This is a genomic window from Ruegeria sp. CDSA236, from assembly GCF_059611285.1.
This window is the reverse complement of the sequence record NZ_JBXWPG010000013.1, coordinates 59,377-80,119: the sequence shown is the minus strand read 5'-3', so window position 1 is coordinate 80,119 and position 20,743 is coordinate 59,377. Positions and strand designations below refer to the sequence as shown.

Genomic DNA, 20,743 nt, shown 5'->3' with positions numbered 1-20,743 from the left:
TACCGTTGGCGGATAAAGCCCGCATGATACGCCTGCCCATCGACGACGCCATTCCTGACCTTCTTGCCGCCCTAAAGGCTTCGGGCCGCGCAGTGCTGCAGGCACCTCCGGGCGCGGGGAAAACAACACGAGTGCCGCTGGCGATATTCGAGGCGGGGCTATGCGATGGCAAGATCGTGATGCTGGAACCCCGCCGCTTGGCGGCCCGGGCTGCTGCTGAGCGCATGGCAGATACGCTGGGACAGCGCGTGGGCGACACAGTTGGTTATCGCGTGCGGGGCGAGGCGAAGGTATCGAAATCGACCCGGATCGAGGTCGTCACCGAAGGTATCCTGACCCGGATGCTGCAAGTCAAACCCGATCTGCCCGGCATTAGTGCGGTGATTTTCGATGAATTCCATGAACGGTCCCTGAACGCGGATCTCGGCCTGGCCTTGTGCCTTGAGGTCGCCGGGGCATTGCGGGACGATCTGATCCTGCTGGCAATGTCGGCAACGCTAGACGCTGAGCCTGTGGGACGGTTGATGGAGGCCCCCGTTGTTACGTCCCAAGGGCGCAGTTACCCGGTCGAAACACGTTGGCTGGACCGACCGCTAGGACAACAGGCGCGAAAGCTGGACGCATTGGTCGATCTTGTGGTTCAGGCCGAGCGCGAAACAGAAGGTGGGATGTTGGTGTTCCTGCCCGGAGAAGGCGAAATCCACCGGGCAGAGGCCGCCTTGGCTGGCCGGCTATCCAGCAAAGCTACGGTGCGACCACTATTCGGCGCGATGCCTTTTGCTGCCCAGCGCCAAGCGATTGCACCGGTCGAAACCGGTCGCAAAGTGGTTTTGGCTACGTCCATTGCCGAGACCTCGTTGACCATTCCAGACATTCGCGTGGTCTTGGACATGGGACAGGCTCGGCGGGCGCGTTTCGATCCGGGTTCGGGTATGTCCAGACTAGTGACAGAGCGGGTGACGCGCGCCGAGGCAACGCAGCGCGCTGGCCGCGCTGGTCGTGTCGCCGAAGGCAAGTGCTATCGCTTATGGTCGAAGGGCGAAGAAGGCGCGCTGGCCGCCTATCCCCCGGCCGAGATCGAGGCAACCGACCTGACCGGGCTGGCGCTGGAACTGGCATTTTGGGGGGCGGGCCCCGAAGAACTGTCTTTCCTGACCCCTCCACCCGAGGGCACGATGACAGAGGCACGCACGTTGCTGATGATGCTGGGCGCGCTGGATGGGAAGGGACGGATCACCGACCACGGGCGGTCACTAGCGGCGCTACCTCTGCACCCGCGATTGGGACATATGCTGGAACAGGTCGGCCCCGCCGCCGCACCTTTGGCCGCTCTCATGGCCGAACGCGATCCCTTACGGGGTGCTCCGGTGGATATGTTGCTTAGGCTCGAAGCCATGCGAGATATGCGCGCCTTTCAACGCAACCGTGTCTGGCAGGTCAACATTGGTGCGTTAGAACGGATAAAAACCGAGACCAAGCGGCTGCAAACCAAAGGCAACCTGTCCGACTTCAGCCCAGCGGCAACAGCCGCACTCGCCTATCCCGATCGCATTGGACAACGGCGCAAAGGGGATGAGCCGCGTTATGTGTTGTCAGGAGGGAAGGGTGTTGTGCTGGATGGCAGCGATACGCTGGCTGCCGCGCCTTACCTGGTTGTGACCGATACCGATGGCAACCCCCGCGAAGCAAAGGTGCGCATGGCCGCACAAATCTCGGAAAAGGAAATTCGTGACCTGTTCGAGGATCAGATCACTTGGATCGAGGTCTGCGACTGGTCAAAACGTGACCGCCGTGTCGTTGCGCGCAAACAAGAACGGCTCGGCGCAATCACGCTGAGTGATCGTGTTTGGAAAGAGGTTCCGGACGACGCGGTCGCATTGGCGATGCTGGATGGCGTCCGTGATCTTGGCCTGCGATTGAACGGGGCCGCTGCGCGATTGGCGGCACGGGTGGAACTGGTCCGGACCGAAGGCGCAGAGCTGCCTGATTTCTCGATCGAGGGGTTGACCGACACGCTGCAAGACTGGCTGTTGCCGATGCTTTCCGGCGTCCGCAATGCTGAAGACTGGAAACGGTTCGACCTGTTGCCAGCGTTGCGCGCCCGACTGGACTGGGCCCAGACGCAGGAACTGGACCGGCGCGCTCCAGGGTCGTTTGAAACTCCTCTGGGGCGAAAGGTGCCGATAGATTATGGCGGTGCAGTACCGGAAATCTCGGTGCGGCTGCAGGAACTGTTTGGCGTAACGCGCCATCCGGTCATTGGCGGTGAGGCCCTCAAGATCACGCTTCTTTCCCCAGCCCAACGACCCATCCAGATCACGCGCGACCTGCCCGGTTTCTGGGCTGGGTCATACGCGGATGTGCGCAAAGATATGCGCGCGCAATATCCCAGACACCCTTGGCCCGAAGATCCAACCAAGGCCGACCCCACCTTGCGCGCAAAACGTCGTAATTAGGCGGGCGTCGGGAATTTTCGTCGAAAATTCTTGGTGTGAAGATGCGGAAAGCATGGTGATTCCGGGCGTTCATTGAAGATTATCTGTTTCATTGCTATGTGGGCTGCTCAGGTAAAACCCGGGTTCGCGAACGACAAACATGACAAAATGGCTGCGAAATATTTGGGAAGAGGTCGCCCGGCCTCTGTTCCTGCGCCCCCATCGGGTGCAGTTTGGCGCCTTGTGCACCCGCGAAACACAGGACGGGCTGCAGGTTCTTTTGATCACCAGCCGGGACACCGGACGCTGGATCATCCCCAAAGGTTGGCCGATTGATGGCCTGGATGGCGCCGAGGCTGCCCGGCAAGAGGCCTGGGAAGAAGCCGGCGTGCGCGCCCAATCCCTATCCAAAGACCCAGTTGGGCAATATACTTATGACAAGATCCTGAAAGACGGGGCCAGCCAGACTGTGGTGACCAATGTCTATCGGATCGAAGTGCAGGAACTGGCCGATATCTACCCCGAGGCCGAGGAAAGGACCCGCGAGTGGGTTTCGCCCGTGATAGCGGCCGGACGTGTTCAGGAGCCCGAACTGCGCGCTTTGCTGCTGCAGCTGTGACACCTCCACAAAAAGTGATGACGCCACGGTTGCTCGTCTGAGCGAAACCGTATAGCCGCGGGTGTTCTTTTGGAAACCGCCCGCAATAGCCTGATGTCGAACCCAAGCTCCAAACCCCGTTGGCAATCGCTGGACAGCGATCTGGCGCGCATCTCACGCGTTGAGTATGCCAATGCCCATGTGGCACGCCCCATGCTGGCGCCGGGTATCGCCTTCGCCTTTATTGCGCTGGCCGGGCTGACGGCCGCAGTGGTTTTTGGGCGGGCTGATGGCGGGTTGATCGTTGTCGCGGCAGCCGGTTTTGGGGCCTATATGGCCATCAATATCGGCGCAAATGATGTTGCCAATAACATGGGCCCCGCTGTCGGGGCCAACGCGCTGACCATGACCGGCGCAATCGTCATCGCAGCCATCGCAGAAAGCGCGGGGGCCTTGCTGGCAGGTGGGGATGTCGTCTCGACGATTTCGAAAGGGATTATAGACCCGGCATCGGTTCACGACAGCACCGTCTTTATCTGGGCGATGATGGCGGCTCTGATTTCTTCAGCCATGTGGGTCAACTTGGCCACCTGGGTCGGCGCGCCTGTTTCGACCACACATTCGGTGGTAGGGGGCGTCATGGGGGCGGGCATCGCAGCAGCTGGCCTAAGCGCGGTCAGTTGGACCACGATGAGCGCCATTGCCGCCAGTTGGATCATCTCTCCTGTGTTAGGTGGAACTATTGCCGCTGGCTTTCTGGCTTTGATCAATGCCAAAATTCAGTATCAAGACGACAAGATCGCCGCTGCTCGCCGTTGGGTGCCGATACTCGTTGCTGTCATGGCTGGTGCCTTTACCACCTATTTGGCCGTCAAAGGCCTGAACAAGCTGGTCAAAGTTGAGCTTGAAGTCGCTTTGCTGTTCGGTCTGGCCGCAGGATTTCTGACATGGCTGGTGACAGTCCCTTGGGTGCATCGCAGATCAGAAGGGCTTGAAAACAGAACGAAGTCTCTGAAAACGCTGTTTGGGCTACCACTTATTATCTCAGCAACATTTCTTAGCTTTGCCCACGGCGCCAATGACGTGGCAAATGCGGTTGGTCCGTTGGCGGCAATCGTGCATACGGCGCAGTTCGGGGATTTCGCTGCACAAGTCGCAATTCCAACCTGGGTTATGGTGATCGGAGCGCTGGGAATTTCCTTTGGGCTGTTCCTGTTTGGCCCAAAATTGATCAGGATGGTCGGCAGTCAGATCACCAAGCTCAACCCAATGCGCGCATTCTGTGTCGCCCTTTCTGCGGCGATCACTGTGATCCTGGCCAGTTGGCTGGGCCTGCCCGTCAGTTCCACCCATATCGCAGTGGGCGCGGTCTTCGGAGTGGGCTTTTATCGCGAATGGCATGCCGAGCGGCGCAGAAAGAACGCGAACCACCAACGACTGCCCGAGCGGCGCCAAGCACAGGAAGAGAAAAAACGCCGGAAACTCGTCCGTCGCTCGCATTTCATGACGATCGTGGCTGCCTGGATCATAACGGTCCCCGCTACCGCAGTGTTATCAGCCGCTATCTTCTGGACACTGACGGCTTTTCTCTAACCCATCAGCTTCGGATTTGCTCGGGAGTAAGCGGGGATTTTGGGTTCTGTGCAATCTTTTCGCGAACCTGCGCGCAGATTGGGGTCGCAATGTCTTGCTGCTCGCCCAAACGGATGATCTCGCCTTGCAGACTGTCGATTTCCGTTGGGCGCCCTGCCAACAGGTCATAGGCCATAGAGGTGCGCGCCGAGGGGTCAATGGTCAGCATCCGGGAGGCAACCCGCGAAAACAAAGGCGTAGGCAGACGCAGGATATACGGTGTCATCCATGCGGGCAGCGGCGTCATTGACACAATCGGTTGTCCTGCGGATCGCAACACGGTCAGAGCCTCGGACATCTGATCTGCCATCAGTTGGCGCCAGTTGCGGTCCAGCAACTGCTGTTTCAACGTCAACCCGGACAGCGCATTCAGCGCGTTATTGAGATTGATCACCAGCTTGCCCCATTGGACGGCTTCGATCTGGTCACTCTCTGACACCGGTAGGTCGGGGCCAGTCAGCTTTGCGCCCAAATCGCCGAAGCCGGATTGGATAACGATTTCACCTGAAGTCGCGCGATGAAATCCGCCGGTATCTGTCGGTACGACGTTGAACGGCACCATACCGGCGCGGACATCGTGGTGCGGAAGCATCGTATGTAAGGTGCCTGCATTTTCCAACCCGTTCTGCCAGGAAAGGATCACAGCCTTTGGTGCATATTTTCCGATATCCTTCGCCATCTCTTCCGTCGCGCCGGTCTTTACCGTGACAATGACTATTTCAGCATCACTCAGTTCCGCCGGATCTTCGGTCAGGGACAGGTTGGTCACATGACACCGCAGGCCTGAAAAATCTGTGACCATCAGCCCCTTATCCCGGATCGGGTCGAGGATTCGTGCCCGCCCCAACAGGGTGACATCGTGACCGGATCGGGCCAGCAAAGCCCCGCAGTAACATCCAATGCTGCCCGCCCCCGCGATTGCGATCCTCATGACGCCCCTCCCCTTCGGTCAAAGATTGCCGCGATCCGCCTGTCAGACAAGGCCAACTGACGCCAGGTCAGCGCGCGCGCCTCGGACGGGTGCGTTCAAGGTCTTCTGAAATCGGGATGAAGTCTTGATCGTCCCCCGGAGGCAGTTGAAAAGCCCCTTTGGCCCAGTCCGCCGTTTTCCATTCGCGGGTGGCTGCTTCTATCTTTTCCTTTGAGGACGACACGAAGTTCCACCAGATATAACGATCCTCGTTCAACGTCGCACCTCCAAGCAACATTAGCCGCGCACCCTGCGGCCCTGCCTGAACGGAAAGGCGATCCCTTGGCCGAAACACCATCATACGACCTTGGGTGAACTGATCGCCGGCAATCTCAACCGTTCCTTCCGTCACATAAACACCGCGGTCCTCCTGATCATCAGGCAAAGGAAAAGAGGCCCCGGGGGCAAGCTGCACGTCCAGATAGAAGGTTTCAGACAGTGTCGTGACCGGGCTGCTTTCACCATAAGCCGAGCCAAGGATGAGACGAGCGCTGACCCCAGCATCCTGAATATGGGGCAGCGCAGATTGTTTGTGATGTTCGAAGTCCGGTGCAATATCTTCCTGGTCCTCTGGCAGCGCGATCCAGGTCTGAATGCCAAAAAGACTGTGTCTTTTGCTGCGCGTTTCCTTGCTGGTGCGTTCAGAATGGGTCACGCCACGTCCTGCAATCATCCAGTTGACCTCACCGGGATAGATCATCTGATGGGTGCCCAAGCTATCACGATGCTCAAATTCCCCTTTATACAGGTAGGTGACCGTGCCCAACCCGATATGAGGGTGAGGCCGGACGTCTATACCGCCTTCTGTGATGAATTCTGCAGGGCCGACCTGGTCAAAGAAAATGAACGGGCCAACAAGCTGTCGTTTGACCGAGGGTAGCGCGCGGCGCACCTCGAACCCACCCAGATCACGTGCGCGAGGAATGATCAGTGCCTCTAAAGACGGGTTCTCAGTCAAACGATCGGGGTTGTGAGACGGGTTCCAGCTCATTCCAGTTTCTCCCTTTTTCGGCAGGCAACGGTTCGCCCCTGCAAGATGCAGGCCGCTGCACCTGAAAGAAACCTCAATAATTGCACAACTCCGGTGGATTTTTGTCCGTTATGACATATCATTAATGTTATTACATAACAATTCTAACAGAAATTCCACCTGAGAAAAGAACCATCCAAACAGCTCGCTACCCGATCACCTGTTTGACAGGGAATGCAGGGCATTTTTGCTGCCCTGCAAAGGAATGTTGCTTACGACTAAAGAAGGTGTCAGTCGCCGTGCTTCAGATAAACAAATTGCCAAACACAATCACGCCAGGCGTTTGGCATAAGACGCACGGTTCAGTTCGACCTCTTGCACCGTGATGCTGCCAACCTCGGGCATGGCAACAGTCAGAACATCCAAAACGGTAGCGTTCAATTCAGCTCGCGTGGCCTCATCCCGGCCCTGCATCAATAAAAGCGTCGCATGGACAAAGGTCTGCGGTTCGGTCCCGATCCGAAAATAGGTGACCGGGTTGGCCCGGATCTTAAGGGCCGATGCATCAAACTCAGCATGTTCAGAAAGCACCGCAAACAACTTCTCGCAGACCGCATGGAAATCATGTTTCTCTTCAAGGCCCTGAGAGAATTCGAGGACTATATGGGGCATTGTGCACTCCGGAAATCATGAGAGAGCACGCGGCTCTCTCTTGCCATTTTCATGTGTTCAGACGCCCAGACACCAACGCATAACGGCCTTCTGGGCGTGCAGTCGGTTTTCGGCCTCGTCAAAAATGACCGAGTTCGGCCCATCCATGACATCGGATGTCGCTTCTTCTTCGCGGTGCGCAGGAAGGCAATGCATGAACAGCGCATCGGGTTTGGCATGGGCCATCAATTCGGCGTTTACCTGATAAGGACGCAGCAGGTTGTGGCGCCGTTCCTTCGCGGATTGAGAGTCGTGCATCGAAACCCAGGTATCGGCGACAACCAGATCGGCCCCATCTACAGCCTTGTAGGGGTCCCGTTCCACAACAATCTTGGACCCTTTTTGACGGGCAAAACCCATGAAATCCTCTTCGGGGTCGAATTGCGCCGGGCCCGTAAAAGTCAGATCAAACCCGAACTGGCCCGCCGCGTGAAGGAACGAGGCACACACATTGTTACCATCGCCAGTCCAAACGACTTTCTTCCCAGCGATCGGGCCACGGTGCTCTTCGAACGTCAGAACATCGGCCATGATTTGGCAAGGATGGGTGCGATCGGTCAGGCCGTTGATCACCGGCACGTCCGAGTATTCCGCCATCTCGGTCAGGATGGTTTCGTCAAAGGTCCGGATCATGATCATATCGACATAGCGCGACAGCACGCGGGCAGTGTCAGCGATGGTTTCGCCGTGGCCCAACTGCATGTCCTTGCCCGAAAGGACCATCGTCTGACCACCCATCTGGCGCACGCCCACATCAAAGGACACGCGCGTCCGGGTTGACGGTTTTTCAAAGATCAGGGCGACCATGCGGTCTTTGAGTGCCAATTCGTCATCCGGTGCCGCCTTTGGCTGCCCCAGACGCGCCTGCTTCATGGCAGCAGCCTGGTCGATCATGCCCCGCAAAGCGGCGGCATTGGTTTTGTGAATGTCGAGGAAGTGCTTCATGTCGTTTCGCTTTTCTAATCGGGTGGGCTCAGGCAGACGCCAGATTGCTTTCGACCTGCGCGGCCGTTTTCTCCAGACGAATAACCGCCTGTGCAATGTCGTCCTCTGTGAGGGTCAAAGGCGGCAATAGGCGGATCACATTGTCAGCGGCGGGAACGGTGATGAGGCCGTTATCATATCCCGCATTCACCACGTCCAAGTTGGTCGCCTTGCATTTCAGACCCAGCATGAGCCCTGCGCCGCGCACCTCTTCGAACACGTCCGGATGATTTGCAATCAATCCTTCGAGCTTCTGGCGCAACATGCCCGCCTTGCGATTGACCCCGTCCAGAAAGGCGGGGGTTGCAACCTGGTCGATCACCGCGCAGCCCACCGCGCAACCGAGAGGGTTGCCGCCATAGGTCGACCCGTGCGTACCTGCCGTCATGCCGCTGGCCGCGTCTTCGGTGGCCAGCACCGCACCCAGAGGGAACCCTCCACCGATGCCCTTGGCGACCATCATGATGTCAGGCGTGATGCCTGCCCATTCATGGGCAAAAAGTTTACCGGTACGCCCAACGCCGCATTGGACCTCGTCGAGGATCAGCAACAGGCCATTGTCGTCGCAGATTTGACGCAGCGCTTTGAGCTCGGCATCAGGGACGGGGCGAATACCGCCCTCGCCCTGAATGGGTTCGATCAAGATCGCCGCGGTCTTGTCCGAGATCGCATTGGTGACACCGTCAAGATCACCAAATGTCAGGTGTACAAAGCCGGGCAGCAGCGGGCCAAAGCCTTTGGTCATCTTCTCGGACCCCGCAGCGGCGATGCCTGCCGAGGACCGACCGTGAAACGAACCGTCAAAGGTGATGATGTCGACCCGATCGGGCTGATCTTTATCGTAGAAATATTTGCGTGCCATTTTCACAGCTAGCTCGCAGGCTTCCGTGCCTGAATTGGTAAAAAACACCGTGTCGGCAAAGGTATGTTCAACCAGCTTATCAGCCAGCGCCTGCTGCTGAGGGATGTTATAAAGGTTCGACACATGCCACAGCGCGTGGGCCTGTTCCGTCAGCGCGTTCACCAGCGCCGGATGCGCATGGCCCAGTGCATTCACCGCAATCCCCGCGCCCATATCCAGAAAACGTCGGCCATCCGCTTCGGTCAGCCAAGCGCCTTCGCCCTTCACAAAGGTCAGGGGCGCACGATTATAGGTCGGCAGAACGGACGGGATCATCGGATCATCCTTTTCGATATGTTGAGCCCCGTGAGTGATACACGAGAGCCATGTTCGTCAACTGATTTGGTGGGAGATGCGCCGATTTGGACGGCGCAAAAGGATCAAACGGGCCAGTTACGCGGCAAAGCGTCGGCGTCGAAGTCGCAGGATATCAGCGTGTTTGATCATGGGTGCCGTATAGCGGCGATGCTTTGTGATGAAAAGCGTTTTGTTTCTTTGGTCAGAAGGGCTGGTTTTCAGGCGTCGCTCCACCGGTCCAGCTTGCCCATGCCGCGCGTAAAAGCCCAGGCCAGAATACGGGGCATGCCCTTGTTCACCAGCGCATCCAGACAATGGGACTGAAATTCCTCGAACGAGGCATCGGGATGTCGAAACGCACCGTCCGCATAACAGAGTGAACAATACCGCGTGCTGCGGGTTCCGTCCGCTTCGCTGCCGCCCCCTTCGGTATCCTTGCTAAGAGGCATGCCGCAGCTTTGACATTTGAATCCCATCATCTTTCCCCTTGCATGCTTTGACCACGAGCCATAAGATCAAAACCATAGAGTATAGTCAATGGTTTTACATATGCGTATCGGAGAACTGTCCCGCCGAAGCGGGCTGCCCCGCGACACATTGCGGTTTTACGAGCGGCACGGATTGATTGCCTCGCGCCCCGGGCCAGAAGCGACAAACAGCTATCGCGACTATCCGGATGACACGCTGATCACGCTGGAACAGATCGGCGATGCACAGGCGGCGGGGATCAGTATCGCGCAACTTGCAACCCTGCTGGGGCAACTTGGTGCGGCTGATCCCGAAACCTTTGACGGCGTAGCATTTCTTCAGGAACGGATCGAAGAGGTTGAGGCGCGGATCGAGCGCGCAAATCGTTTTCTGGACAGCTTGCGACAGGCCAAACAGGCTCTTGCTACACCGTCGGGACAGCCCTGACCGTTTTACCTCTTGCCTTTCGTCCACCCGTACATCACCGCTTACGCATGTTCGTTCCCAAAGCGCATAACCCGCCCCTTGCGGCACTGTTGATTTTTGTCGCCAGTGCATTCCTTGCGGCAACCACCCTGCTGGCCAAAGCTTTGGGGACAGATACGCTAGGTGCTCCTTTGCATCCAATGCAGATCAGCCACGGGCGGTTTCTATTCGCCTTCCTGGTCATCGTTTCGGCAGTGGGCATCATGCGCCCTAAACTGCGGCGGCCCCATTGGGGGCTGCATATCGGTAGGACAAGCTTTGGCTGGCTGGGAATCACGCTGATGTTTGCATCGGTCGCGTTCATACCGATGGCGGATGCGACGGCGATTTCGTTCTTGAACCCGGTCTTTGCGATGGTTCTGGCCATTCCTTTGCTGAAAGAAGGCGTCGGTCCCTGGCGCTGGCTGGCGGCAGCGGTGGCCCTGATCGGGGCAATGGTTCTGCTGCGCCCGACACCTGCGAGCTTCCAACCTGCGGCGTTACTGGCGCTGGCGGCGGCTGTCGTCATCGGGATGGAGCTGATCTTTATCAAAAAGCTGTCAGGGCGAGAGAGCCCGATCCAAATTCTATTGGTGAACAACGCGATGGGCCTGACCATCGCATCAGTCGCGGTGAGTTTCGTGTTTCAGATGCCCAACCCGGCGCAATGGGCGGCCCTTGCGGGGATCGGCGCATTGATGGCTTGCGCACAGGCCTGTTTCGTTAACGGCATGGCGCGGGCAGATGCGTCTTTCGTAGCGCCGATTAGCTATGCGACACTGCTGTTCGCTGCGCTATATGATTTTGCGATATTCGATGTGGTCCCCGACGCGGTCAGCCTGATTGGATCTGCCATCATCTTGGCCGGAGGGCTGATTCTTGTGTGGCGCGAGGCGCGGCACCGTCAGGCCTTGAGCCGATAGCCCGTTCGCAGCATCTGCCAGGTCAGTGCACCGACCACCAGTGTTGCAGCCGTGCAGATCAACATCCCAAGGTAGGGCGAGCTGTCCGAAACCCCAATCATACCATAGCGCAGCCCGTCGATCAGATAGAAAACCGGGTTGGCGTGGCTTAGCCGGTACAAAACCGGCGGCAATGCCTCGACCGAGTAAAAGGTTCCAGAAAGAAACGCCAAAGGCGTGACGATGAAGTTGGTAATCGCAGCCATCTGGTCGAACTTATTGGCGAATATCCCGGCAAAAAGGCCCAGCGCGCCCATAAAGGCCCCTCCCAGCACTACAAATATCATGGCGATCAGTGGGTTCTGCGGGACAATACCCAGCACCAGCGCCAGCGCGGTTGCTACGACAACAGCGATCAGAAAGCCACGGGCAATGCCGCCCGCAAGGTATCCCAGCAGAATCTCTAACGGCGAAAGCGGCGGCATAAGGGTATCGACGATGTTGCCCTGTACTTTCGAGATCACCATCGAGGACGAAGTATTGGCAAACGCATTCTGGATCACCGTCATCATCATGATGCCCGGCGCCAGAAAGGTCAAAAATGGCACGCCCATCACATCAGACCGGCTGGGCCCGATAGCGATGTTGAAGATCAGCAGAAACAGCCCCGCAGTCACCAGCGGTGCCAAAAGTGTCTGCGTCCACACCGCCATAAACCGCAAAGTTTCCCGCCGGGCCAGCGTATAGAGACCCATCCAGTTCACCGCACCAAAGCGGCGTGCCTCCTGATCCATGAGATTCTGCATGATCTGCCCTCTACCTGATTCGAAGACCGCTTGTAACTCGGACCGCAGTGTTTAAAATAGGGGGCTGAGACGAATTCCCAAGGCGGCCCGAATCCGGGGCCGCTTTCCGCTTTTGAAAGGCAAATGATGTCCTGGACTGACGAGCGTGTAGAGCTGCTTAAAAAGATGTGGGGCGAGGGCCAGTCGGCCAGCCAGATCGCCAAGGAACTGGGCGGTGTGACCCGCAATGCGGTTATCGGCAAAGTCCACCGGCTGGGCCTGTCGAATCGCGCAACCGGCGCGACCCCCGCCAAGGCTGAGCCAAAGGAAAAACCAGCGCCCGCGCCCAAGGCCGAGGCCAAGCCCAAACCCACGCCCAAGACGGAACCGGCACGTCCAGCCGCAGCGCCGGCAGCCGAGGCCAAGCCCGCTGTTCCGGCCCGCCGTCAGATCATCCCGGCCGGTCAACCGCTGCCGCCGCAACCTTCAGCGAACGAGATCAGCCCCGAGGCGCTGGCCAAGGTCAACGAGGTTGAGAAGAAAGCCAAAAAGCTGACGCTGATGGAACTGACCGAGAAGACCTGCAAATGGCCCGTCGGCGACCCCGCGACCGAGGATTTCTGGTTTTGCGGTCTGCCCGTTGAGGCAGGCAAACCTTATTGCGAAGCGCATGTGGGTGTGGCGTTCCAGCCTATGAGCTCACGTCGCGACCGGCGGCGGTAAGGCTTTGACGACGGCAGGCACCTAGCAACAGAACGCGGTGCCCGCAGCAGGCCGGAATGTAGGCAATACACCTGTTTTGGCTCTGCGTCATCTAAGAGCGATCACACTGGAATCGAAGAAGAGTTGTAATCTGCCAAAAGCGGCCGCCGGTTCCGTGCATGCCGAGCGATCAATCGCTTTTGCCGCCCCCCCTCTGGGATTTTGTAGCTGGTCTTTTGCATCGGGGTTTCGACAAGATCGGGGAACAGCGTAAAAAGCTCTTCCATGGCTGCTGCCGGTAGAGATTTCAGTGCTTCATCGCCAAGCAAAAGGCTCTCGGTCGGGGCGCCATCTGCATAAATTACCTCATGTTCAGAAAACACCAGGTGGAAATAAGTAACTTCTGTAATTCTGTCGTCGACGTATATCCCCGGAAGCTCGACCAACTTTATAGCTGAGACCAGAACCTCGGGGCACTCAAACATGCGCTTAACGATCGCCGAGGATATCAGCATCCGGTGCTGACGGGACACGAGCAGGTCGCGTCTGGGCAGGCCCTGCCCTAGCGCGCCAGCGCAAATGCGTACTGGGTAAAGCTTGGGATTGCGGCGCAAATCCCGCACACTGACATGTCGCCGAATGATTTGTGACAAAGGCTGCGTGCAACCATGATCCGTCAAGACACGATCACCTTGCTTCAAACTCTCGATCAAGACTGGGCCCTGATCGGTCGCAATCAACGTTCCTGCCGTCAGGCACGGTATGGTGCCCGGTGTCGGAGTGGTGTTCAGAGTATAGGTTCCACCATTGTCGGTGGAAATAAGTGAATCTCCCGCCCCGGCCTCGCCGATAACCGTCGAGCTCATCCCATTGGCAGGGCCTGTTGTCGCCGTTACAGGACCGGGGCTGGGGGGATCGCTGAAAGAGCTGAACTGATAAACCGTTGATCCGTCGGATAAAGAGATACCATTGGTTTTACCGAGCCCGGTAAAGGTGGCGGAACTGGCTGAATCAATTACATAGACGTCCCGGCCTGCGACGGTCGTCGGGGTGATCCCATCAAGCGTGTTAGTGCTGCGGATGGATCCGTCAGAATTGTAGATCGTAACAACAAGCCCAGAAACATCCGCACCCGCGTCAACAGCGACCTCGATAAAGTCCTGTGGTGGGCCTCCAAGGTACTTGAGTTCGGAAAAATATGGGTCTGCCATATGTCAATTCGCCTTTGTGTTCGGCGTGAGTATGATGATCCGATACTTGTTTCAATATATGAGTACTAGGGTCTCACTAACCAGTAAATGTTCCCAGTGATTTTTGTTCGCAGCTGGAACCGAATTACTGCGCTGGATGCGATGGCAAATCCAACATCGGCACCCAACCGGGCAGTTCGTTTGGCGAAACCGAGACATGCAGCCGCTCGGATCGGTCGCGGCCTACTTTGCGGTGCTTGCGCAGTAGGAAAATCTTACCCCAACCGCGCCATGTGCCGACCGAACGCGCATGAGGGTCGATCACAAAGCGGTCTCTCCATCCCTCCGGCAATGGCAGGCCGTGCAGCTCTGCCTTGTCCAGCATCCAAACCAGCGAGATGTTGCTAAGAGGACGGGCTTCTTCAAACCCGTTCAACTGGCCACCCACATCGCCATGGGTGCCTCGGAACCAGACTTGCTCGATATGGCCTTTAAAATCGGGGGTACATTTCCACAGGACCGGCTCGAATACCTCGCGCGTTTCATCCAGCGCCATCGCGTGGTAGCCGTGGCGCGTAGCAGGACCAAGCTGATGGTTGTGGAAGGCGTGGCGATCCTCGGCCCAACGCCAAAGCAGCGGTAGACGCAAGCCCAGCGCTTTTACTGTATCCCACACGCCGATCATTTCGATTGCAACATCTTCGTGGCAGAACTGCCGGCGAAACGCAGCGGCGGCGCTACCATTGGCATTGCATTCATAGTGGCGGTAGGCCTGTTTGATATTCCTAACGGTCGCGTGCTCGGCCTTGAGCAGGCCAATCATGTCGATAACACCCGCAAGGCTGCGCACACCGTAGGCCCCACGTGAGTAGCCGATGAAATAGATACGGTCGCCGGGCTTATACCGCGAGGCCAGATATCCATAGGCCCGGCGTATCTGGCGATTGATCCCCCGCCCCATCATCACATCCAACGAGGACTTCCAGCTTTCCCATTGCACACCGGCCTCATAGAAGACGGATACCTTGCTTCCCATCTCGCAGCACAGCCGCAGCGCCTGCCCCGCATGAGTTTCATATCCGGGCTCAAGCGTCGACATGGTGCCGTCTAGAATGATGACATGGCTGACAGGTTCACGATGGCGCGTTTCGGCCGAATGCTCGGATCGCAGCGGCCGTCCAAGCCACCCCAGTACCTTTCTACTCAGCCGCGACAGTTGCATCGTTCAGCAGTTCCCATACTTTGTGCGGCGTAAAAGGCATATCGGCCTGCCGCACCCCGTGATCCCAGAGCGCATCCTGAACCGCATTTGCCACTGCAGCCAGCGCGCCCACGGTGCCGGCCTCTCCGCATCCTTTCATTCCCAACGGGTTAGAGGTTGACGGTACCGGCGCCGAGGTAAACTTAATCATGGGTATCTCGGTTGCGCGGGGCAAGGCGTAATCCATCAACGATGCCGTGAGCAGTTGCCCCTGCGCATCATAGACAACATGTTCGGACAGCGCCTGACCTATGCCTTGTGCGACACCACCATGAACTTGCCCCTCGGCCAGCATCGGATTGATAAGATTACCGAAATCATCAACCACAGTATAGCGGTCTACCCATGTTTCGCCGGTACAAGGGTCAATCACGATTTCGGCAACATGTGCCCCGTTGGGATAGCTACGGTCGTCCAGCGTGATGCTTGCCTGATGCTGCAACAAATCAACGCGCCCGTCGGCACGGGCCATATCCGCGGCCTCGGTCAAAGTGGGCGTCAGGTTTGATCCCGGCGCGCGGAAGGTTTCAAAATCAAAGCGCACGTCGCTTTCCTCCACCCCCATCTTATCTGCGAGATAGGGCGTGAATGCGGCAACCATGACGTCGATCGTGGCAAGCGTCGCTGTACTTTGCACCGTAACTGATCGCGATCCCCCGGTTCCCCCACCATTCGGAAGCTGGTCGCTGTCACCTTGAACTACGATGATACAATCCAGGGGAACCCCGGTTTGGTCAGACAGGAACTGAGCATAGACCGTTTCGTGCCCCTGCCCGTTGGATTGGGTTCCGACAAAAAGTTTCAAGGTGCCATCCTCAACGAACTCGATCTTTGCGTTCTCGGAAGGGTCGCCCAAAATACTTTCGATATAGTAACAAATCCCCTGCCCCCGGGACAAACCGCGTTCAGCATCGGCGATCTTGCGGGCGGCAAATCCGCTGGACTGTATTTGGCTTTGGGACAGAACCATGTCGAAATCGCCGACATCATACGTTTCGCCGGTCGCGGTCTTGTAAGGAAAGGCCTCGGGCCGGATGAAGTTCTTGCGCCTCAGATCCCAGGGATCGACACCCAGCTCTCGGGCCGCGCGGTCGAAAGCGCGTTCAAGGACATATATCGCCTCGGGTCGCCCTGCGCCGCGATAGGCGTCAACCTGCGTTGTATTGGTAAAGAACCCCTCGACCCGCAGATAGGTGGTTTGTACATCATAGGCGCCCATCAACACTTTGCTGAAAAGATTGGTTTGTATCGCCTGGCCGAAATGGCTGTTATAGGCCCCAAGATTTACCTTGCTGTGCACTCGATAGGCGGTGATCCGGTGATCGCTGTCAAATGCCAGCTCGGCCAGCGAAGACAGGTCGCGGCCATGGTGATCGGACAACATTGCCTCGGAACGGTCAGACATCCAGTGAACAGGCTGGCCCAACTTCATCGCAGCTACGGCCACACAGAAATATTCGGGATAGGGCATGACCTTCATGCCGAACCCGCCACCGACATCCGGGGTCGTGACGCGGATATCTTCGGGGTTGAGTCGCAACTTTTGCGCCAGCTGACCACGCATGGCCCAAACCCCCTGCCCGCCATAGGAAAAGTGCAACCGCCCATCAACCCAATGCGCCTGACAGCCCCGCGGTTCAATCGACGTGATGATCACTCGATTGTCTTCCACATTCAGTGCAACGGTATGAGCCGCCTGCTGAAACGCAGCAATAGTTGCCGCCTCATCGCCCAGCGCCCAGTCAAATGCCCGATTATCCGGAGTTTCTGCGTGCAGCGTTTCTCCGCCCGCACACACGTCCAGTTTTACGGGCAAGTCTGAGGTTTCGACCCAGATCAGCTCGGCCGCATCGCGGGCCTGTAAGGCGGTGTCGGCAATGACTACAGCGACGGGTTCTCCGACAAACCGTATGCGATCCGCGGCCAGCATATGCCGGTCCGGCGCAGCGGCTTTCGAACCGTCTCGGTTATTCAGGATGGCCGCATTCATACACGTGTCGATCCCGGCGGCCTTCAGGTCGTCCAGCGTCATGATGAGCCGCACCCCTTCGGCCGCGCGCGCGTCATCCAGATCCAGCGCCCCAATCACCCCATGCGCCACCTGGGATCGCACGAATACCGCATGCAAAGCCCCGTGCGGCAGGACATCGTCCATATATTGCCCCTGCCCGGTCAGAAACCGCTGGTCCTCGGTCCGTTTGACGGGCTGGCTTTTGCCAAACTTTTCCACCGCGCGCTCCTGTCTCTGCCTCTAGGCGACATTAGGCTGCGATGCATCATTGTCCATAGCCCCGGCGCTTGGCCCTTTCCCTTTTGCTATCCTTTCGATATTGCAAGCGCTAACCCGAATTTGTTGACGCAGGACGCATCCAATGGCGATGGAAAAGACATTCAACGCGGCCGAGGCCGAGGCCCGCATTTACGAGGCCTGGGAACAGGCCGGAGCCTTCAAGGCGGGCGCGAACAGATCGCGCGATGAAAGCTTTACCATCATGATCCCGCCGCCCAACGTGACGGGGGCGCTGCATGTGGGACACGCGTTCAATAACACGCTGCAGGATATCCTGACCCGCTGGCACCGCATGCGCGGGTTCGACACGCTGTGGCAACCCGGTCAGGACCACGCAGGCATCGCCACGCAGATGCAGGTTGAAAAGATGCTGGCGGCGCAGGGCAACGAAGGGCGGCGTGAACTCGGGCGCGAGAAGTTCCTTGAGAAAGTCTGGGAATGGAAGGGTGAATACGGCGGCACGATCATTGAACAGCTCAAGCGTCTTGGCGCCAGCTGCGATTGGTCGCGCAACGCGTTTACCATGGCAGGTGCACCGGGTGACCCGCGCACAGGGCATGAGAATTCTGCAAATTTCCACGATGCCGTCATCAAGGTCTTCGTAGAAATGTACGAAAAGGGCCTGATCTATCGCGGCAAGCGTCTGGTCAACTGGGACCCGCATTTTGAGACCGCAATCTCGGATCTTGAGGTCGAGAATATCGAAGTCGCGGGCCATATGTGGCACTTCAAGTACCCGCTGGCGGGTGGTGAGACCTATACGTATGTCGAAAAGGATGAGGACGGGAATATCGTGCTTGAGGAACAGCGCGACTATATCTCAATCGCCACGACACGGCCCGAAACAATGCTGGGCGACGGCGCGGTTGCGGTTCATCCGTCAGATGAGCGCTACGCGCCAATCATCGGCAAACTCTGTGAAATTCCTGTTGGACCAAAGGAACATCGTCGCCAGATTCCGATCATTACTGATGACTATCCCGATCCCGATTTCGGCTCGGGCGCGGTGAAGATCACCGGCGCGCATGATTTCAACGACAACATGGTCGCCAAGCGTGGCGGTATTCCGATGTACCGTCTGATGGACACGCGTGGCGCAATGCGGGCCGATGGCGCGCCTTACGCCGAGGAAGCGGGCAAAGCGCAGGAATACGCACGCGGCAAAGCATTCACCGAGAATGAGATCGACGCAATCAACCTGATCCCCGATCACCTGCGGGGACTGGACCGGTTCGAGGCGCGCGCCAAGGTGGTCGAAGAGATCACCGCCGACGGTCTGGCCGTCATGACCCGCGCTGACAACCCAGTTCTGGGCACCAAACTGGGTGAAGATGACGATCCGGCCGCTCTGGTACCGCTGGTCGAGAGCAAACCGATCATGCAGCCCTTTGGCGACCGCTCGAAGGTGGTCATCGAGCCGATGTTCACTGACCAGTGGTTCGTTGACGCCGAAAAGGTCGTCGGCCCTGCGCTGGATGCGGTTAAGGATGGCACGGTCAAGATCATCCCCGAGTCCGGTGAGAAGACTTATTACCACTGGCTGGAAAACATCGAGCCCTGGTGCATCTCGCGCCAGCTGTGGTGGGGGCATCAGATTCCGGTTTGGTATGGACCGGGTCTTCGGGCTAAAGGGCACAACAAAAAGACGCGAGAGGTTCATTGGAGCTATGAGCCTCAAAACCTCCGTATGTATTGTGCCGCGAACTTCGAAGAAGCTGCTCGGATGTGCGCTGAAGAGCACCGAGATGTCGATGGGGCACTGATCTACGACGTCTTCGAAGCTGGATCGTTCAAAGATGCGCAAGATAGTCTTGTCAATTTCTCGGACAACGCGCCAGAGCGCGGACGAATTGGCCTTATCCGCGACCCCGACGTCCTCGACACCTGGTTCTCGTCCGGCCTCTGGCCCATCGGTACGCTAGGCTGGCCCGAACAGACCGAGGAGCTGGAGCGCTACTTCCCCACGGACGTTCTGATCACTGGCTTTGACATCCTGTTCTTCTGGGTCGCCCGGATGATGATGATGCAACTGGCGGTGGTCGATCAGATCCCGTTCCACACCGTCTACCTGCACCAGCTCGTCCGCGACGAGAAGGGCAAGAAGATGTCCAAGACCACCGGCAACGTCATCGACCCGCTGGAGATCGTGGACGAATTCGGCGCCGACGCGCTGCGCTTTACCAATGCCTCGATGGCGGCGATTGGCGGCGTGTTGAAACTGTCTCGCGAACGCATCACCGGTTATCGCAACTTTGGTACAAAACTTTGGAACGCTGTTCGCTTTGCCGAGATGAACGAGGTCTTCACCGACGCCGTACCGCAACTAGACGTCGCTGATCTGAAACCCAAGGCCGCCGTAAACCGTTGGATCATAGGCGAAACTGCCCGCGTACGGGCCGAGGTCGACGCCGCACTGGAAAGCTATCGTTTCAACGATGCGGCCAACGGGCTTTACGCCTTTGTATGGGGTAAGGTCTGCGACTGGTATGTGGAACTGTCCAAACCCCTGCTGCAGGGTGACGACGCCGAGGCACAGGCCGAGACCCGCGCTACCATGCGCTGGGTTCTGGACCAGTGCATGGTCTTGCTGCACCCAATCATGCCCTTCGTTACCGAGGAACTGTGGGGCCTGACAGGCACGCGCGTCAAGATGGTCGTGCACGCCGACTGGCCGACTTACGGCACCGAACTGGTCGACCCAGAGGCGGACCGCGAAATGAACTGGGTGATCTCGGTGATCGAGAACACGCGCTCAGCTCGTGCGCAGATGCGGGTTCCGGCGGGCCTTTATGTACCGATGCTGGTGACAGAGATTGACGCGCATGGCCAAGCTGCATGGGACCGTAACGAGGCATTGATCAAGCGGCTGGCGCGGATCGACAGCCTGACCAAAGTGGACGCATTTCCCAAGGGGACGATCTCGATTGCCGCGCCGGGTGCGACGTTCGGTTTGCCGCTGGCGGATATCATCGATATCGGCGCCGAAAAGGAACGACTTGAGAAGGCCAAGGGCAAACTTGCCAAGGAATTGGGTGGTTTGCGCGGTCGTCTGAACAATCCGAAATTTGTGGCCTCGGCCCCGGAAGAGGTTGTCGCCGAAGCCAAAGCCAACCTCGCCGCCCGTGAAGAGGAAGAGGTGAAACTGAACGAAGCGCTAGCCCGTCTGGCCGAAATCGCCTGAT

Annotated in this window: 17 protein-coding genes; 7 read left to right on the top strand and 10 right to left on the bottom strand. The window is 58.0% G+C overall.

Annotated features, from left to right (window positions below; all coding sequences use genetic code 11):
• Positions 1-23: 23 nt before the first annotated feature.
• From hrpB to AC2FLB_RS17855, 3 genes are all read left to right on the top strand, one after another.
• On the top strand, positions 24-2,456 hold the full coding sequence (gene hrpB, locus AC2FLB_RS17865) for an ATP-dependent helicase HrpB (RefSeq protein WP_496709777.1): 2,433 nt from the start codon (positions 24-26) through the stop codon (positions 2,454-2,456).
• 139 nt (positions 2,457-2,595) lie between these two features.
• Positions 2,596-3,054, top strand: coding sequence for an NUDIX hydrolase (locus tag AC2FLB_RS17860; RefSeq protein WP_282027762.1), 459 nt, complete (start codon positions 2,596-2,598; stop codon positions 3,052-3,054).
• 93 nt (positions 3,055-3,147) lie between these two features.
• A complete protein-coding gene (locus tag AC2FLB_RS17855; RefSeq protein ID WP_496709776.1) occupies positions 3,148-4,626 on the top strand; it encodes an inorganic phosphate transporter in 1,479 nt (492 codons plus the stop codon).
• A 4-nt stretch (positions 4,627-4,630) separates the two neighbouring features.
• Here the strand turns inward: AC2FLB_RS17855 and AC2FLB_RS17850 are convergent, their stop codons facing one another.
• The 6 genes from AC2FLB_RS17850 to AC2FLB_RS17825 all read right to left on the bottom strand — a co-directional run bounded on the left by AC2FLB_RS17850 (position 4,631) and on the right by AC2FLB_RS17825 (position 9,974).
• Entirely contained in the window at positions 4,631-5,596 is a 966-nt protein-coding gene (locus tag AC2FLB_RS17850; RefSeq protein ID WP_496709775.1) for a 2-dehydropantoate 2-reductase, read from the bottom strand.
• A gap of 67 nt (positions 5,597-5,663) precedes the next feature.
• A complete protein-coding gene (locus tag AC2FLB_RS17845) occupies positions 5,664-6,626 on the bottom strand; it encodes a pirin family protein (protein ID WP_282027759.1) in 963 nt (320 codons plus the stop codon).
• A gap of 309 nt (positions 6,627-6,935) precedes the next feature.
• Entirely contained in the window at positions 6,936-7,277 is a 342-nt protein-coding gene (locus AC2FLB_RS17840; protein ID WP_496707587.1) for a 5-carboxymethyl-2-hydroxymuconate Delta-isomerase, read from the bottom strand.
• 57 nt (positions 7,278-7,334) lie between these two features.
• Positions 7,335-8,261: an ornithine carbamoyltransferase gene (gene argF, locus AC2FLB_RS17835; protein WP_271950442.1), complete on the bottom strand. Its 927-nt coding sequence runs from the start codon at positions 8,259-8,261 to the stop codon at positions 7,335-7,337.
• 28 nt (positions 8,262-8,289) lie between these two features.
• Positions 8,290-9,477 (bottom strand): aspartate aminotransferase family protein, encoded by a 1,188-nt coding sequence (locus tag AC2FLB_RS17830; protein WP_496707590.1) that lies wholly within the window; start codon positions 9,475-9,477, stop codon positions 8,290-8,292.
• Between the two features lie 239 nt (positions 9,478-9,716).
• Positions 9,717-9,974: a zinc ribbon domain-containing protein gene (locus tag AC2FLB_RS17825; protein WP_496692863.1), complete on the bottom strand. Its 258-nt coding sequence runs from the start codon at positions 9,972-9,974 to the stop codon at positions 9,717-9,719.
• Between the two features lie 73 nt (positions 9,975-10,047).
• Here AC2FLB_RS17825 and AC2FLB_RS17820 point away from each other — a divergent pair, with 73 nt between their 5' ends.
• Together AC2FLB_RS17820 and AC2FLB_RS17815 are read left to right on the top strand one after the other, a co-directional pair.
• Positions 10,048-10,413, top strand: a complete 366-nt coding sequence (locus tag AC2FLB_RS17820; RefSeq protein WP_496698048.1) for a MerR family transcriptional regulator — start codon at positions 10,048-10,050, stop codon at positions 10,411-10,413.
• A 47-nt stretch (positions 10,414-10,460) separates the two neighbouring features.
• The gene (locus AC2FLB_RS17815) at positions 10,461-11,354 is read left to right on the top strand and encodes a DMT family transporter (protein ID WP_496690153.1); all 894 of its coding nucleotides are present in this window, start codon (positions 10,461-10,463) and stop codon (positions 11,352-11,354) included.
• Here the strand turns inward: AC2FLB_RS17815 and AC2FLB_RS17810 are convergent.
• Positions 11,336-12,139, bottom strand: a complete 804-nt coding sequence (locus AC2FLB_RS17810) for an ABC transporter permease (RefSeq protein ID WP_142638062.1) — start codon at positions 12,137-12,139, stop codon at positions 11,336-11,338. The genes AC2FLB_RS17815 and AC2FLB_RS17810 overlap by 19 nt on opposite strands.
• Before the next feature lie 126 nt (positions 12,140-12,265).
• Between AC2FLB_RS17810 and AC2FLB_RS17805 the strand changes: the two genes are divergently transcribed.
• Complete coding sequence (locus AC2FLB_RS17805) at positions 12,266-12,841, top strand: GcrA family cell cycle regulator (RefSeq protein WP_142638060.1); 576 nt, start codon at positions 12,266-12,268, stop codon at positions 12,839-12,841.
• A gap of 101 nt (positions 12,842-12,942) precedes the next feature.
• Here the strand turns inward: AC2FLB_RS17805 and AC2FLB_RS17800 are convergent, their stop codons facing one another.
• The 3 genes from AC2FLB_RS17800 to AC2FLB_RS17790 all read right to left on the bottom strand — a co-directional run bounded on the left by AC2FLB_RS17800 (position 12,943) and on the right by AC2FLB_RS17790 (position 17,501).
• On the bottom strand, positions 12,943-14,031 hold the full coding sequence (locus AC2FLB_RS17800) for a Hint domain-containing protein (protein WP_496709774.1): 1,089 nt from the start codon (positions 14,029-14,031) through the stop codon (positions 12,943-12,945).
• A gap of 124 nt (positions 14,032-14,155) precedes the next feature.
• Positions 14,156-15,232, bottom strand: a complete 1,077-nt coding sequence (locus AC2FLB_RS17795; RefSeq protein WP_142638056.1) for a T6SS phospholipase effector Tle1-like catalytic domain-containing protein — start codon at positions 15,230-15,232, stop codon at positions 14,156-14,158.
• A complete protein-coding gene (locus tag AC2FLB_RS17790; RefSeq protein WP_496709773.1) occupies positions 15,210-17,501 on the bottom strand; it encodes a xanthine dehydrogenase family protein molybdopterin-binding subunit in 2,292 nt (763 codons plus the stop codon). The genes AC2FLB_RS17795 and AC2FLB_RS17790 overlap by 23 nt, the downstream gene beginning before the upstream one ends.
• A 142-nt stretch (positions 17,502-17,643) precedes the next feature.
• On the opposite strand from AC2FLB_RS17790, the gene AC2FLB_RS17785 reads away from it, so the two are divergent.
• Positions 17,644-20,742: a valine--tRNA ligase gene (locus tag AC2FLB_RS17785; protein WP_496709772.1), complete on the top strand. Its 3,099-nt coding sequence runs from the start codon at positions 17,644-17,646 to the stop codon at positions 20,740-20,742.
• Position 20,743: the final 1 nt, after the last annotated feature.